General features: G+C 51.8%; 15 protein-coding genes. 9 read left to right on the forward strand and 6 right to left on the reverse strand.

What is annotated here, in order from left to right; translation table 11 throughout:
* Positions 1-36: 36 nt before the first annotated feature.
* The gene (locus SC206_RS13105; protein WP_332737876.1) at positions 37-1,143 is read right to left on the reverse strand and encodes a suppressor of fused domain protein; all 1,107 of its coding nucleotides are present in this window, start codon (positions 1,141-1,143) and stop codon (positions 37-39) included.
* Positions 1,144-1,329: 186 nt separating this feature from the next.
* The gene (locus SC206_RS13110) at positions 1,330-2,226 is read right to left on the reverse strand and encodes a LysR family transcriptional regulator (RefSeq protein WP_332737877.1); all 897 of its coding nucleotides are present in this window, start codon (positions 2,224-2,226) and stop codon (positions 1,330-1,332) included.
* A gap of 156 nt (positions 2,227-2,382) precedes the next feature.
* On the opposite strand from SC206_RS13110, the gene SC206_RS13115 reads away from it, so the two are divergent.
* From SC206_RS13115 to abgT, 3 genes are all read left to right on the forward strand, one after another.
* Entirely contained in the window at positions 2,383-3,726 is a 1,344-nt protein-coding gene (locus SC206_RS13115) for a M20 family metallo-hydrolase (RefSeq protein WP_332737878.1), read from the forward strand.
* 3 nt (positions 3,727-3,729) lie between these two features.
* A complete protein-coding gene (locus SC206_RS13120) occupies positions 3,730-5,190 on the forward strand; it encodes a M20 family metallopeptidase (RefSeq protein ID WP_332737879.1) in 1,461 nt (486 codons plus the stop codon).
* A 168-nt stretch (positions 5,191-5,358) separates the two neighbouring features.
* Entirely contained in the window at positions 5,359-6,888 is a 1,530-nt protein-coding gene (gene abgT / locus SC206_RS13125) for a p-aminobenzoyl-glutamate transporter (RefSeq protein ID WP_332737880.1), read from the forward strand.
* Between the two features lie 39 nt (positions 6,889-6,927).
* On the opposite strand, the gene SC206_RS13130 is transcribed toward abgT, so the two are convergent.
* Both SC206_RS13130 and SC206_RS13135 read right to left on the reverse strand, forming a co-directional pair.
* The gene (locus SC206_RS13130; RefSeq protein WP_332737881.1) at positions 6,928-7,809 is read right to left on the reverse strand and encodes an oxygenase MpaB family protein; all 882 of its coding nucleotides are present in this window, start codon (positions 7,807-7,809) and stop codon (positions 6,928-6,930) included.
* Between the two features lie 112 nt (positions 7,810-7,921).
* Positions 7,922-8,581 carry a TetR/AcrR family transcriptional regulator gene (locus SC206_RS13135; RefSeq protein ID WP_332737882.1) on the reverse strand — a complete coding sequence of 220 codons (660 nt, stop codon included), beginning with the start codon at positions 8,579-8,581 and terminating at the stop codon, positions 7,922-7,924.
* Between the two features lie 175 nt (positions 8,582-8,756).
* Between SC206_RS13135 and SC206_RS13140 the strand changes: the two genes are divergently transcribed.
* The 5 genes from SC206_RS13140 (at position 8,757) to bhsA (SC206_RS13160) (ending at position 11,208) form a co-directional block, all read left to right on the forward strand.
* Entirely contained in the window at positions 8,757-9,017 is a 261-nt protein-coding gene (locus SC206_RS13140) for a hypothetical protein (RefSeq protein WP_332737883.1), read from the forward strand.
* A 519-nt stretch (positions 9,018-9,536) separates the two neighbouring features.
* A complete protein-coding gene (gene bhsA, locus SC206_RS13145) occupies positions 9,537-9,794 on the forward strand; it encodes a multiple stress resistance protein BhsA (protein ID WP_332737884.1) in 258 nt (85 codons plus the stop codon).
* A 206-nt stretch (positions 9,795-10,000) separates the two neighbouring features.
* Positions 10,001-10,261: a multiple stress resistance protein BhsA gene (gene bhsA, locus SC206_RS13150; protein ID WP_332737885.1), complete on the forward strand. Its 261-nt coding sequence runs from the start codon at positions 10,001-10,003 to the stop codon at positions 10,259-10,261.
* Positions 10,262-10,421: 160 nt separating this feature from the next.
* Positions 10,422-10,682, forward strand: a complete 261-nt coding sequence (bhsA, locus tag SC206_RS13155; RefSeq protein WP_332737886.1) for a multiple stress resistance protein BhsA — start codon at positions 10,422-10,424, stop codon at positions 10,680-10,682.
* Between the two features lie 265 nt (positions 10,683-10,947).
* A complete protein-coding gene (gene bhsA, locus SC206_RS13160) occupies positions 10,948-11,208 on the forward strand; it encodes a multiple stress resistance protein BhsA (RefSeq protein ID WP_332737887.1) in 261 nt (86 codons plus the stop codon).
* A gap of 113 nt (positions 11,209-11,321) precedes the next feature.
* Here bhsA (SC206_RS13160) and ddlA read toward each other — a convergent pair whose 3' ends face one another.
* Together ddlA and SC206_RS13170 are read right to left on the reverse strand one after the other, a co-directional pair.
* Positions 11,322-12,416, reverse strand: coding sequence for a D-alanine--D-alanine ligase (ddlA, locus tag SC206_RS13165; RefSeq protein ID WP_332737888.1), 1,095 nt, complete (start codon positions 12,414-12,416; stop codon positions 11,322-11,324).
* 66 nt (positions 12,417-12,482) lie between these two features.
* Positions 12,483-12,824: a DHCW motif cupin fold protein gene (locus SC206_RS13170; protein ID WP_332737889.1), complete on the reverse strand. Its 342-nt coding sequence runs from the start codon at positions 12,822-12,824 to the stop codon at positions 12,483-12,485.
* A gap of 272 nt (positions 12,825-13,096) precedes the next feature.
* Here SC206_RS13170 and SC206_RS13175 point away from each other — a divergent pair, with 272 nt between their 5' ends.
* The gene (locus SC206_RS13175) at positions 13,097-14,476 is read left to right on the forward strand and encodes an NAD-dependent succinate-semialdehyde dehydrogenase (protein ID WP_332737890.1); all 1,380 of its coding nucleotides are present in this window, start codon (positions 13,097-13,099) and stop codon (positions 14,474-14,476) included.
* The last annotated feature ends 82 nt before the right edge of the window (positions 14,477-14,558 follow it).

A 14,558-nucleotide genomic window follows, 5' to 3' on the forward strand; every position in this document is an offset into this window, starting at 1 on the left:
TGTTTTCCTTTGGTTAGATAACCGCGAATCCTTAACTTAGATAACCGGCGAGCGTGGCGCAAAAACGGGCTGTAATCCAGACTCGATGAGTAGCGCCACCAGCTCGTGCCCGCCATTTGGCCGACCTTGGGCAAACTCTATCTCGCTGGCAAAAATCGGCGTTATCCAGAATAAATTGACCGGATCGCCATAGGTTTGCGGCAGGTCTATTTTACCCAGCGGCTCGCCGAGTTTTGCCGACACGATGTGACCTTCATAACCCAGCGGCGCGACCGGCGACAGCAAGGTGTGCGCCTCGCCAAGCCAGCTCAGCGTCTCCCACGGCAGCTGCGCGTAGGCCGACATCGCGCTCGCCATCTGCACCGCGTTAGCTTCATCGACGTACTCCTTGCCTACTGAAAACGCCAGCTCAATGCGGCGGTGCGCTTCTGCCTCATCGTTATAAATAAGCTCAATTTGCGGCATCGGACGAATGCTCATGCCCAGCGTGAAGAAATAGTAATTATCTTCGTCTTCATGCTGTGAAATCGCCATCGGCGGCCAGGTGCCCTGATCGATCGAATAGTATTTTACCGCCGAACCAAAACGCTGCTCGTAGCTGGCAATAAAATTGCGCTGCAACTTCGGCCACGGATTGTGCTCTTCATTTTGCCAGTCGCGCCAGAATTGACGGGTTTTATCCGCCAGCGCGTATTGAGTATTGGTTGAAGCAGAACCCAGCGGGAAGGTCAGCGGATTTTGCTGAATGCAGCCCGCCGAATAGCTGACGGAATGGTCGATATACAGGCTCCAGCCCGGAATCACCGCCAGCAGCAGCCCGTGATACCACAGCGCCGCGCCGTCGTCGCTTTCATTCCATAAAATTTGAATACCCGCCGGATCCAGCGGCGCTTCGGCCTCAAGGCAGCGGCAAAAAGGCGCGGCCAGCATCGGCGGCAGGCCGTGTTCAAGGGCAAAATTGTCATCTTCTGCGGGCGCAGGAGAAAGGTTGCGCACCCAGCAGCCGCGCATACGTGGGAAGCGATCGCGCAGGTCTTCACGCGCATAAATATAGAGATAAACTACCCGTTCATCCTGCTCGACAATGGCGGTCAGGGTCTTTTTATCATTGCTGATTTCAGCGAGTATTTCTGACTGGCGCATATCACCTCAACAGGTTAAGCCGCTGCTTCTTTTGATTAAGATAGGATTTATTAAGTTCGCGGGTTTGTTAACCTAAAGTGTAGAACGTCTGCGGCTCAGCGATAACGGGCATTAATCTCAAAACATAGCTAAACAGGCGCCAGAGAGGTAAAAACTGTCTCAATAGCCGCTTTTAGCGGCAATATTTTAGCGGCAATAGAGGCGAAACAGCTGGGCGAGATGGGCCGCCATCGGCGAGAGCGTGGCATCTTTACGTTGAATAAGGTGAAAGGTTGCCTTGGGCAGCGGCTGATCCAACTCCAACGCCACCAGACTTGGCCCAATCAGCGGATCGTTGATAATGTCTGAAGAAAGCACGGAGAGGAAATCGGTTTTCGCCAGCAGGCTGGTGCAGGACATAAAGGTTTCGCACACCACGCTGACCTTGGGCTCGACGCCGCGCTCGCGAAACATTTCGCTCAGCAGCTTGTAATAACTGCCGCGCGGCGTGGGCAGCGTCCAGTCACAGTGCAGCAATTCGTGAATCGAGCGCGCTTTCTCCATTGGATGTCCGCGCCGACAGACTACGCGATACTCTTTATCCATAAGTTTTTCGTATAACAGTTCGTTATCATAGGCGCTTTGGTAGTAAGTGTTGATCGTGAAGTCTAATTGCCCCTGCCGCAGCTCCGGAATCATTGACACCAATTGCCCCTCGGCGATGCGCACTTTGACCTGTGGAAATTCGCGATGAAACCGGTCGATCACTTCCGGCATAATCGTGCGCGCAATGCTCGCGCCGATGCCAATATTCACCTGCCCGCTGGTCGCGCCCAATCGCTGGGCAATATCCTCCTGCGCGACCCGTAATTCCTCAAGAATCAGGCTAGCACGCTTGAAAAAAATCTCGCCACATTCGGTCATCGTCACGCCCTGACGGCGGCGAATAAACAGCTGCGCGCCGAGGCCATCTTCCAGCTCTTTTATTGATTTGGTTAACGCCGGTTGCGAAAGATTTAAAAAGCGACTGGCCGCCCTGATACTGCCCTGCCGACTCACCGCCACAAAGGCCCGCAATTGATGCATTTTAATTTGCGATGACATAGCGCTTATTGATAACCCCTGATTATCACCATAAAGAATTTGTCATCTTATACGCGGTGATTGCTTTGTGTACATTGAAATCAGCGCCATTACACTGCAAAAAGAATAATTATCAGGTTTCGTTAATCATTACGTCGAAAAACAAGAGAGCACAACATGATTGAAGCAGGCGATAAATCCTCACTACAGGCGCTTAACGCGCGGGTTGACCAAATTTTTCCGGCCTTGCAGCAGCAGCGCCGAGATTTGCATAAGTATGCAGAATCAGGCTGGCTGGAGTTCCGCACCTCGACGCTGGTCGCCGATCGTTTAAACGAGCTGGGTTACAGCCTGCAATTAGGTCGTGAAGTGATCGACGCCGACGCGCGAATGGGCCTGCCCTCAGCCGAAATTTTGCAGCAGCAGGAGCAGCGCGCGCTGGAACAGGGCGCTATCGCCCGCTGGATGCCGCATTTTTCCGGCGGATTCACCGGCATTGTCGCCACGCTTGCGACGGGCAAACCGGGCCCGGTGATGGGTTTTCGCGTGGACATGGACGCGCTGGATCTTAATGAGCAATTAAACGACCAGCATCGCCCGCACCGCGAAGGTTTTGCTTCGCTTAACGGCGGGATGATGCACGCCTGCGGCCACGACGGCCACACGACGATCGGTTTAGGGCTGGCGCAGCTGCTGATGGAGCATCGCGAGCGGCTGTGCGGCACCGTCAAGCTGATCTTCCAACCCGCCGAAGAAGGCACGCGCGGCGCAAAATCGATGGTTGCAGCGGGCGTGGTCGACGACGTCGATTTCTTCACTGCCATTCACATTGGCACCGGCGTGCCGGCCAATCATATTGTTTGCGGCAACGACACCTTTATGGCGACCACCAAGCTGGACGTCACTTTCACCGGCGTGGCGGCGCACGCGGGCGGCAATCCTGAACAGGGCCGCAACGCCTTGCTGGCCGCGGCGCAGGCAACCTTGGGCCTCCACGCCCTGCCGCGTCACAGCGCCGGAAGCTCGCGCATTAACGTCGGCGTGTTGCAGGCGGGCACGGGCCGCAACGTGGTGCCTTCCAGCGCCACCATGAAAGTTGAAACCCGTGGCGCGACCAATGAGGTGAACGAATTTATCTATCAGCAGGCGCTGAAGGTGATTTCCGGCGCTGCCGAAATGTATCAGGTGCAGGTTGAAACGCATTTAATGGGCGCGGCGCAAAGCAGCAAGCCAACCGCGCCGTGGGTGCATTACATCCACCAGCAGGCGGAAAAGCTCGGCCTGTTTGAAGAGATCATCGACAGGCAGGAAGGCGCGGCGGGTTCGGAAGACGCGACCTACATGATGGAGCGGGTAAAAGCGCTCGGTGGTCAGGCTTCTTACGTGATTTTCGGCACCGATTTGAGCGCTGGACATCACAACGAAAAGTTTGATTTCGATGAAAAAGTCATGACCCAGGGCATCAAAACGCTGGCCGCGCTGGCCTTGAATATTGGCACTTATACCGGCGAGGAGAGATAAATCATGGCGGCGAATGAAAAAATCCTCGGCTTTGTAGGCGATTTTATCGATACCCAACGCGATGTGCTGTCGGCAATCAGCGATGAAATTTGGGATCACCCCGAAACGCGGTTTGAAGAATCCCACTCTTCCGCCCTGCTCGCCGACAAACTCGAAGCCGCAGGTTTTCACCTCGATCGCGGCGTTGGCGGCATGGAAACGGCGTTTATCGCCAGCGTAGGCGCAGGGAAACCGGTCATTGCCCTGCTCGGCGAGTTCGATGCGCTGGCCGGACTCAGCCAACAGGCAGGCTGCGACGTGCCTAATCCGTTGATTGAAAATGGTAATGGCCACGGCTGTGGGCATAATTTGCTTGGCACCGCAGCACTCGGCGGCGCGCTGGCGGTAAAAGCCTGGCTGGAGCAGGAAGGATTGCCGGGCACGGTGCGATTCTACGGCTGTCCGGGCGAAGAAGGCGGCTCGGGCAAAACCTTTATGGCACGCGAAGGGCTGTTCGACGACGTCGACGCGGCGTTAACCTGGCATCCAGAAACCTTTAGCGGCATGTTTTGTAACCCTACGCTCGCCAATATTCAGGCCGCGTTTCACTTTAAAGGATCGGCCGCCCACGCTGCTGCCGCGCCACACTTGGGCCGCAGCGCGCTTGACGCCCTGACCCTGATGAACACCGGCGCCAATTTTTTGCGCGAGCACATTATTCAGGAAGCGCGGCTGCATTACGCGGTCACCAACGCGGGCGGGATTTCACCGAACGTGGTGCAGGCCGAAGCTGAAGTGCTGTATCTGGTGCGCGCGCCGCAAATGGATCAGGCGCAGGCGATTTTCAATCGGGTAATTGATATCGCCAAGGGCGCGGCGCTGATGACGGGCACCACGATGACGATGCGTTTTGACAAGGCTTGCTCTAACTATGCGCCGAATCATCAGCTGGAATCGTTGATGTATCAGTATGTTAAAGCACTCGGCACGCCGGAATACAGCGCTGAAGAGCAGCAGTTTGCCGCGAAAATTCACGCCACGTTGACTGAGCAGGATATTGATAACAACCTGATTAGCATGGCGAAAACCGGCGGAATTGAAGGCCGCGCGTTTGCCGAATCGTTGCGTACTTCGCCGCTGACTGACGCCGTCGCGCCTTATAGCGCCAACGACAATGTGCTCTACGGCTCGACCGATGTTGGCGACGTTAGCTGGCTCGTGCCGACGGCGCAGTGTTTCAGCCCGTGTTTTGTGGTCGGATCGCCGCTCCACACCTGGCAAATCGTTTCGCAGGGCAGAACCTCGCTGGCGCACAAAGGCATGTGTCTGGCCGCAAAAGTGATGGCCTCGACCGCCGCCGCGCTGTTCGCCGACGTCACGCTGCTCGACGCCTGCCAGCAAGAGCATCGCGCGGCTCGCGCCCGTCGCCCGTATGTCTGCCCGATTCCTGAAGGCATCAAGCCTTCGCCGTTATGCGCAAATTGATAAATCTTTATCTTTAAATCAGATAACGCTACAAAGAAGTACCGCCTCACGCCGAGAGTCGTTCCCTGTCGGCGTGAGGCAAAACGCAGTGTATTGAGTGACATATAAAAACTAAACGCGGGCATGACCGGCGGACATCACAACGACAATTTTCGACGAGGGATTTTAATGAGTATTCAGGCACAAGAACAACAGCACGGCCCCGGCGGCTTCTTTGGCTGGGTTGAACGTATCGGCAATAAAATTCCGAACCCTTTTTTACTGTTTGTCTATCTCATCGTGGTGCTGATGCTGGGCAGCGCGGCGATTTCCTGGCTCAATATCACAGCGGTAAATCCGACCAACGGCGACATTATCCACGTCAAAAATCTTTTAAGCGTCGAGGGATTACAGTGGATTTTGCCGAACGTGGTTAAAAACTTTAGCGGCTTCGCGCCACTGGGATCCATTCTGGCGCTGGTTTTAGGCGCGGGGCTGGCAGAGCGCGTGGGCCTGCTGCAAAGCCTGATGTACAAGATGGCGGCGGGCGTGAGCGCCAAATACGCCAGCTATCTGGTCATTTTTATCGCCTTCTTCAGCCATATCTCGTCCGACGCCGCGCTGGTGGTGATGCCGCCTCTGGGCGCGCTGATTTTTCTGGCCGTCGGGCGTCATCCGGTAGCCGGTTTGCTGGCGGCCATTGCCGGTGTCGGCTGCGGCTTTACGGCTAATCTGCTGATTGTCACCACCGACGTCCTGCTTTCCGGCCTGAGCTCGGAAGCGGCGAAAGTGATCAATCCGGCGGTACAGGTTAGCGTGGTGGATAACTGGTACTTTATGGCCGCTTCGGTGATTTTGCTGACCTTTGTCGGCGGTCTGCTGACCGATAAATTTGTCGAGCCGCGTCTGCCCGCTTATGAAGGCGAACGCAACGAGCAGATGAAAACCCTGACGCCGATTCAGAATCGGGGTCTGCGCGCGAGCGGAGTTGCCGCGCTGATTTTTATCGCGCTGGTGGCGCTGCTGGTGGTGCCGGAGTCTGCGCCGCTGCGTAATCCGCTGACCCACGGAATAGTGCCATCGCCATTTATTCAGGGCATCGTGCCGTTGATTATCCTGTTCTTTTTCGTGGTTTCCATCCCTTACGGTTTGGTAACGCAGCAGATTCGCTCGGCGAATGACATCCCGAATCTGCTGATTGATCCGATGAAAGGCATGGCAGGATTTATCGTGATGGTGTTCCCGTTGTCGCAGTTTGTGGCGTTTTTCAACTGGAGCAACATGGGCAAATTTATGGCCATCGGCCTGACCGACGTGCTGGAAAAACTGGGGATGACCGGCATTCCGGCGTTTGTGGGGCTGATTTTCCTGTCGGCGCTGCTATGCATGTTTATCGCCAGCGGATCGGCTATCTGGTCTATTTTGGCCCCGATTTTCGTGCCGATGTTTATGCTGCTCGGCTTCCATCCGGCCTTTGCGCAGATTGTGTTTCGTATCGCCGACTCATCCGTGCTGCCGTTGGCACCCATGTCGCCGTTCCTGCCGCTGTTCCTCGGATTTTTGCAGCGCTATAACAAAGACGCGAAGTTGGGAACCTATTACGCGCTGGTGCTGCCGTATCCGGTGCTGTTCTTTATCGTCTGGCTGATTATGCTGGTGGTGTGGTATCTGCTGGGTCTGCCGATCGGACCAGGCGTATATCCGCACTTGCCGAGCTAAGGCGGGTTTTAAAGACAACGTTATCAATAAATTGCGGCGCTAGGGTAAACGTCCGACGCGCCGCATCGCTCTGCTCCACGAGCCGTTCCTCACCGCCCAGCGCAGCACGCGCGCCACGCGACGCATCGTAAAATCGAGACTTTTTCTTTTCATCGGCGAGAGGCGAATGCCTAATTCTTGCAGTGCCCAATCGGGTAAAAGTTCGATGCCGGACCAGACCATTAATTTACCCACGGGCACGGCGATACGGCTTGGCGCAGGGGCGTTAAGGATAAGTTCGACCACTTCACGCGTGCGTTCATCGCAGCGTAAAACGGGGCGCATGCGCTGCAAATAGTCATCAATCTGCTGCACGCTGGTGGGGATCACTTTGCCGCCCAGTCCTTCGACCACGCGCGAGACTTCGAGATAATATTGGTCCTGCTCGGCAAGGCTGAGATCGGGATTTTTATAACGAAGATAGGATTGCAGGAAGCTGTAGGATTCGGCGACGTGGACCCAAACCAGTAAATCGGGGTCGCTGGCGGCATAAGGCTGGCCGTGGGCATCAACGCCCGTCACCTTCAGATGGATGTTTTTTACGCGTTCAATCAGCTTTTGCGCGTCGGCAAGCGGACCAAACGTGGTGCCTGAAACAAACTGGCTGGTGCGTCGTAAGCGGCCCAGCATGTCCTGGCGGAAATTCGAATGGTCCCACACGCCCGCCAGAGCCAAAGGGTGCAACATTTGCAGCAACAGCGCACTCACACCGCCGCAAAGCATGCTGGAGAAGTCACCGTGAACGCGCCACACTACGCTGTCTGGACCAAATAATCCGACATCACCACGAGGCCGTTCAAAGTCGATTCCTCCCAGCGCCAGTCCGGAAATACTCAATACCTGGCGCTCTATCTTTTTTCGCAAAACTTCACTTACCGGCATACTGCTTTTGATCTCCAAGACCTCGACTTTCAGATCTCAACTTCAAAGATCTCAACTTCCAGGATCTCAACTTCCAGACCTCGATTTACACACGCCTTTTACAGGGTAACGGTCAGTGTGCGACCGCTTTCGGCATAGTCACCGTACGTAATTGAGGCCAAACGTACATCAGCATATCAATGACCGAGCCGAGCTGTTCGGTGCTGGCGCCGTCGCGGGCCTGCACGGACATTCCCTGCACGGTAGTGGCGACATATTTCGCCAAACGCGAGCTGTCGGTGTCATTTGGAAACTCGCCGGTGAGCTTTTTCTTTTCGAAAAACTCGAACAGCGTGCGTTCCTGAGACAGGTGACGCGAGCGCAACATCTCTGAAATATCCTGAGACGCGGCGGACATGCCTGACGCAGCATTAATAATAAAACAGCCGCTTGGCGTGTCGCAGTCGGTAAACATCTCTGCCGTGGTGCGCAGATACTGCTCGATCGCCTGTTCAACAGAAAGATCGGAACGGCTCAGCAAACAAAGACTCTTTTCGTAAAAGGTTGCCAGATAATGCTCAACCGCAGCGCGGAACATCCCTTCTTTATTACCAAACTCGGCATATAAAGTTGGTGCTTTCGCGCCTGTTGCCTCGACCAAATCGGCTAAAGATGTGGCTTCATAGCCGTGACGCCAGAACAGGTTTAACGCCTTGTTCAGAGCAGTACCTCGGTCGAACTGTTTTGGGCGACCGCGACTTTTCCGGACCAGTGCCGTCTGTTCAGTGCTCATACACCCTCCTTTCATCACTCTTGTGATTATGGTTATCAAAATATATTAACGATCATTATTAAAAATAGTTGCGCAGATGTCCAGTAGAGATTAATATTTAATTATCGAGTGATAAGTAAATCTCTCCCTACGGACAGCTCAGCAATTCAAAATCAGTAACCCAGGACGTAACATCATGAGAAACATCAAATTGATCCTTGCAGTAATGGCACTGACCGCTGTACCGGTTGCTAACGTTGCCGCACAGCAGACAATCATGATGCCGGTTCAGACTCAGGAAGTCGCGATGGTCAACGTGACGGGCGACAGTAATGTCGTACAACCGCCGCGCGGTACCTTAAACAGGAAACCCGTTCGCCCGGGTATTTCAAGTTCACCGACTATTCCTCCTTCTCCTGCGGCTCAAACCAATGCGCCTTCAGCTATCTACTATTAGCTCTCTACTAATGATGTTACGACTTAACATCAAAAAAGCAGGTGCATAAAAAATGAGGGCGGCACATTGATGCCGTCTTCTTTTTTAACACCCCTCTTGCCTCACCTCAACAATTTATTAGTGTCTATTACAATAAACTGATTAAAATCAAAATCCGAATGATTATATTGAATAACCATTGCACTTTAATGATAAAAGCCCAATTTTTTAATAAGTTAACAACACGACGGATTCAAGAATGATCGTCGTTAACGGCTCGGCGTAAGTTTTTCAGAAAGCGCGTACTCTCCTCTCTTTCCTAATGCTCAAACTTCATCCTCAGATTTTATGTCTAAAAAAGGTCTGCAAAATCCCCTTATCTTTCCTTGGCTTGACATCCAATAGCACATTAAGTTAACGGTCATTAATAAAATGGGTTGCCAGAAGCTGAAAGCGCGAATATCATTTGTTTATCGAACGTTAACTAATAACGTTAGCCAAACAGATTTCAGACTTTCACTTTTATCGAGATTAAACATTATGAAAAACCTGACCATGATTTTTGCTGCCTTAACTCTGGCAACCGCCTCATTCGCCACTCTGGCAGCGACCGAAGTGACGCAGGCTCCAGCCAACTCACAAAAAATCGGGGTAATTTCGGCAACGTCCAGCAATGACCTTTCAAGCCTGGAACGCAATCTGAATGCTAAAGCAGATGAGGCCGGTGCCAGCTCGTTCCGTATCGTTTCGGCTTCCGGTGAAAACCACCTTTATGGTACTGCCGAACTTTACAAATAAGCGCTCTCAAGAATTTGAATACGAATTAACGATCCGCACAATTAGTTAACGATTAATAAAAAAAGGTGTTGCGCAGATTCTGATCAACCCTTATCATTTACTTATCGACCGTTAATTAATAACGACGAACAGAAATCAATCACTGAACACGATAAGCATCATCAAGCGTAATCCCGTTCAGTTAACAAATTAATAAGGAAGTCATCATGAAAAACTTAACTAAAGCATTTGCCGTTATCGCCCTGACCACTGCGTCATTCGCCTCTTTCGCCGCGACTGAAGTGGGTATGGCTCCTACTGGCGCACAAAGCATCGGTACAGTAAGTGCAGCAACCAACGGTAATAACCTGAGTGCGCTGCAAGGCAAACTGGCTGCAAAAGCCGCTGAACAAGGTGCAAGCTCATACCGTATCGTTTCTGCCGGTGGTGACAATCATCTGTTCGGTACTGCTGAGATCTACAAATAAGCTTCAACGCGACATAAAGCGTTTAGCACAATAAGTTAACGATTATTAAATAAACACGTTGCATCAAACTTAGGTTAAGCCTACTATTTACTTAACGAACGATAACAATATCGTCCACCTTTAAATAGAAAGTTTGATTCACAAAATAGGAAATAAAATCATGAAAACATTAACTAAAGCATTTGCCGTTATCGCCCTGACTTCCGCTTCATTCGCTTCTCTTGCAGCTACCGAAGTTAACATGGCTCCAGCAGGCGCACAGAGCATCGGTACAGTAAGCGCTGCTACTAACGGTAACGATATCAGCACCCTGCAGGGCAAACTGGCCGCTAAAGCTGCTCAAGAAGGTGCAAGCTCTTACCGCATCGTTGCAGCCGGTGGTGATAACCATCTTTATGGTACTGCTGAAATCTACAAATAAGATGACTTCTGAGTACCGCGACATGTTGTAAGCGTTAAGAATTTTAGAAAAAGAACTGTTTTTAAAAATAAGTGTTTGAAAAATAAGTAGGGTAAAAGCACAGCGTCGGCGCGATTAAACGCAAACCTGTGTTCGGACAAAACGATCGGACAACGTTGAAGACGCGAATTTCACAAGCGAACGGTAATAAATACCGTCACCGAAATTCGGTTCTATTGAATTAGACGTCGTGACTTCAACATCATAAAAAAACGAGGACTATATTATGAAAAACCTGACTAAAGTATTCGCCGTAATCGCACTGACTTCTGCTTCATTTGCTACTCTTGCAGCCACCGAAGTTAACATGGCTCCAGCAGGCGCACAGAGCATCGGTACAGTAAGCGCTGCCACTAACGGTAACGATATCAGCACCCTGCAGGGAAAACTGGCCGCTAAAGCTGCTCAAGAAGGTGCAAGCTCTTACCGCATCGTTGCAGCCGGTGGTGATAACCATCTTTATGGTACTGCTGAAATCTACAAATAATATTTTAGAAAATTGGCTGTCGAGAAGTACTGAAGTAAGAAATAAAGAGTGAGAAGAAGAGGCGGCGCTTGCCGCCTTTTTCGCGTCTGTCGTTCAGTAAATCTTTCTGGCTATCAGGTTGAGCTTTTCAGCTGGCTATCTTGCTGATGCTGTTCGACGGCTAATTCAATTAATCGCGTAATCAACGACGTATAATCCACGCCGCTTGCCGCCCACAGTTTGGGATACATGCTGATATTGGTGAAACCCGGCAGCGTGTTAATCTCGTTAATGACCACTTCTCCCTCTTCCGTTAAAAACACATCAACGCGCGCCAGCCCGCGACATTCCAATGCCTGAAATGCCTGGATCGCAATCTGACGGATTCGATCGTTAACTTCTGTAGAGAGATTAGCCGGAACCGCCACCGAAGCGCCCTGCTCATTAATATATTTTGTATCGTAGGAGTAAAACTCATCCTGCAAGATAACTTCGCCGCAGGTACTGGCTTCTGGAAACTCATTGCCCAAAACGGCACATTCGATTTCGCGGCCTTTAATCGCCGACTCCACCAACACTTTATGGTCGTAACTGAAAGCGCTGTCCAAAGCCTGCTGGTAAGTTGCGCTATCTTTAACTTTGCTGACGCCCACCGACGAGCCCTGATTCGCCGGTTTGATAAACAGTGGCAAACCGAGCTGTTCAACGACCTGCTCAAAAGTCACCTGCTGACGGGTACGACGGGTTAACGTAACGAAAGGCGCAACGTTAAGACCGGCATCGCGCAGCAGCCTTTTAGTCACATCTTTATCCATGCAAACCGCCGATCCCAACACTCCCGATCCGACATACGGAATATTGGCCATCCGCAGCAGCCCTTGCAGGGAACCGTCTTCGCCCAGCGTGCCGTGAACAATCGGGAAAATGACATCCAGCTGCGACATCGCCTGCGCGTCCTGAGTATCAATCAGCTGATTTTTTTCCAATCCTGGGATCAACGCCACCTGCTGATTAGAACGGTTTAATGCAATGAGCGCGGGATTTTCGGCGTTGATTAAATAATTACTGGCATCGTTGATATGCCATTCGCCTTGTTTATCAATGCCAAGCAGCGTGACGTCAAAGCGCTGTTTGTCCATTGCATCAACGATGTTGCGGGCCGATTGCAGAGAAACCTCGTGCTCCGAAGACTTGCCGCCAAAAATAATCCCTACACGTAATTTACTCACCTGATTCTCCTCATTGCGGCCCTGTTTCGCTGCCCTGTGACCTTGTTAAAATTTTAACCCGCGCAATTAATCGACGATAAACAGCTTTGCCCCAACGGAGGTGGCCGATTGATGCGCCTCGGCGTGATCCGCCACCTGATAACTCATGCCGGGCGTAAGCACAAAAGTGCGGCCATCTGCCAGCGTGGTGTGAAGCTCACCTTCAAGACAAAACAGCACGTGACCTTTTTCGCACCAATGATCGGCAAGATAGCCCGCTGAATATTCTACAATTCTTACACGAATAGGCTGAGCATCATCGCCAAAATGCTGCGTACGCCACAGCGCGAAACCCGTTTCACCGGGATGCCGAGTCGGCTCGACCGTACTCCAGTCAGTGGTACAAAAAGGAATTGAAGATAATTTCATTGTGGTCTTAAGCCGTTTCAAATGAAGGGGGAAATCCAGAATAGAAGCCTTTCGCTTGGCAAGCAATCAGCAATAAAAGCGTTCAGTTCTAAACAGCTATGTATAAATGTGTCCAGTGAAAAGTTTGGTAAACCGCAGCCAAAGCTCAAAAAATGTGACGCAGTCGACTATGCTTATCTCTCAGCCGCAAGAAAAGCTGAATAAAGCACCTCAATTCATACTCAATGTTAAAAGCCAAAACAAGACATTGAGTGGCATACAAGGAGCAATTCATGCCTTATCAAACCATTAATCCGTTCAACAACAAGCTAATCAAAGAATATCAAACACATAACGATCAGCAGGTAGAACAGGCTCTGGAAACGGCTCACCAGCTTTACAAGTCAGACTGGGCGCAGGGCGATATCCAACCGCGATTGCAGGTTCTGCACAAGCTGTCGGAAATCATCTCTTCACGCGTCGATGAATTGGCGAAAGGCATCAGTACCGAGATGGGTAAACTCATCGAGCAAAGCCGCGCCGAGGTTCAGCTGACGGCCGATATTGCGAAATACTATGCGGAAAACGCAGAAGAGTTTCTCAAACCGGTGCCTTATAAATCCGAGCTGGGCGAAGCCTGGGTCGAACATAGCCCGATTGGCGTGATCTTGGCCGTTGAGCCGTGGAACTTCCCGTTCTATCAGCTCATCCGCGTATTGGCTCCGAATCTGGCGGCCGGTAATAGCGTACTCGTTAAGCACGCCAGCATTGTTCCTCATGCCGCCGAGACGTTTGAGAAACTGATTACCGAAGCCGGTGCGCCAAAAGGGGCCTATACCAACCTGTTTATTTCGCAGGATCAGGTAGCAAATATTATCGACGACGATCGTGTGCAGGGCGTGGCGCTGACGGGTTCTGAAAAAGCCGGTGCAGTTGTCGCCTCACGCGCAGCGGGTAAGCTGAAGAAATCGACGCTGGAACTGGGCGGTAACGATATTTTTGCCGTGCTGGAAGATGCTGATATCGATCACGCCGCAAAAGTGGGCGCGCAGGCGCGTGTTTCCAATGCCGGTCAGGTCTGTACGGCGGCGAAACGCTTTATCGTCAATGAAAAAGTGGCCGATGAATTCCTGAAAAAATTCACCGAACATTTAAGCGCATTAAAAATTGGCGATCCGCTCGACAGCAAAACCACCCTTGGCCCGCTCTCTTCCGCCGATGCGTTGAAGACGCTGACCAAACAGGTGCAGGATGCCGTTAAACACGGTGCCAAAATCCATCTTGGCGGCGAGCCGGTGAAAGATAATCCGGGCAACTTCTATCCGGCCACCATTTTGACGGGCATCACCCGTGATAATCCGGCCTATTTTGAAGAGTTCTTTGGTCCGGTCGCACAGTTTTACGTGGTTAAAAATGATGAGGAATTGGTGAAACTTGCCAACGATTCACACTACGGGCTGGGCGGCGCGCTGTTTACTCGTGACCTTACTCGCGCACGCAAACTGGCGACTAAAATCGAAACGGGGATGGTTTACGTAAACTCGCTGACCGATACCGCGCCAGAATTGCCGTTTGGTGGCGTGAAACGTTCCGGCTTTGGCCGCGAGCTTTCCGATTTAGGTATTAAAGAGTTCGTTAATCAGAAATTAGTCGTGCTGACGGCAAAATCGTAAGCAATTGATTACGTAATCAACTGATTAATAGCGATTAAAGGGCGGGGGATTCTTAAACGCTGAATTCCCCTTCCTGACCTCT

The sequence above is a fragment of the Rouxiella sp. T17 genome, assembly GCF_036663475.1.
Taxonomy (GTDB): domain Bacteria; phylum Pseudomonadota; class Gammaproteobacteria; order Enterobacterales; family Enterobacteriaceae; genus Rouxiella.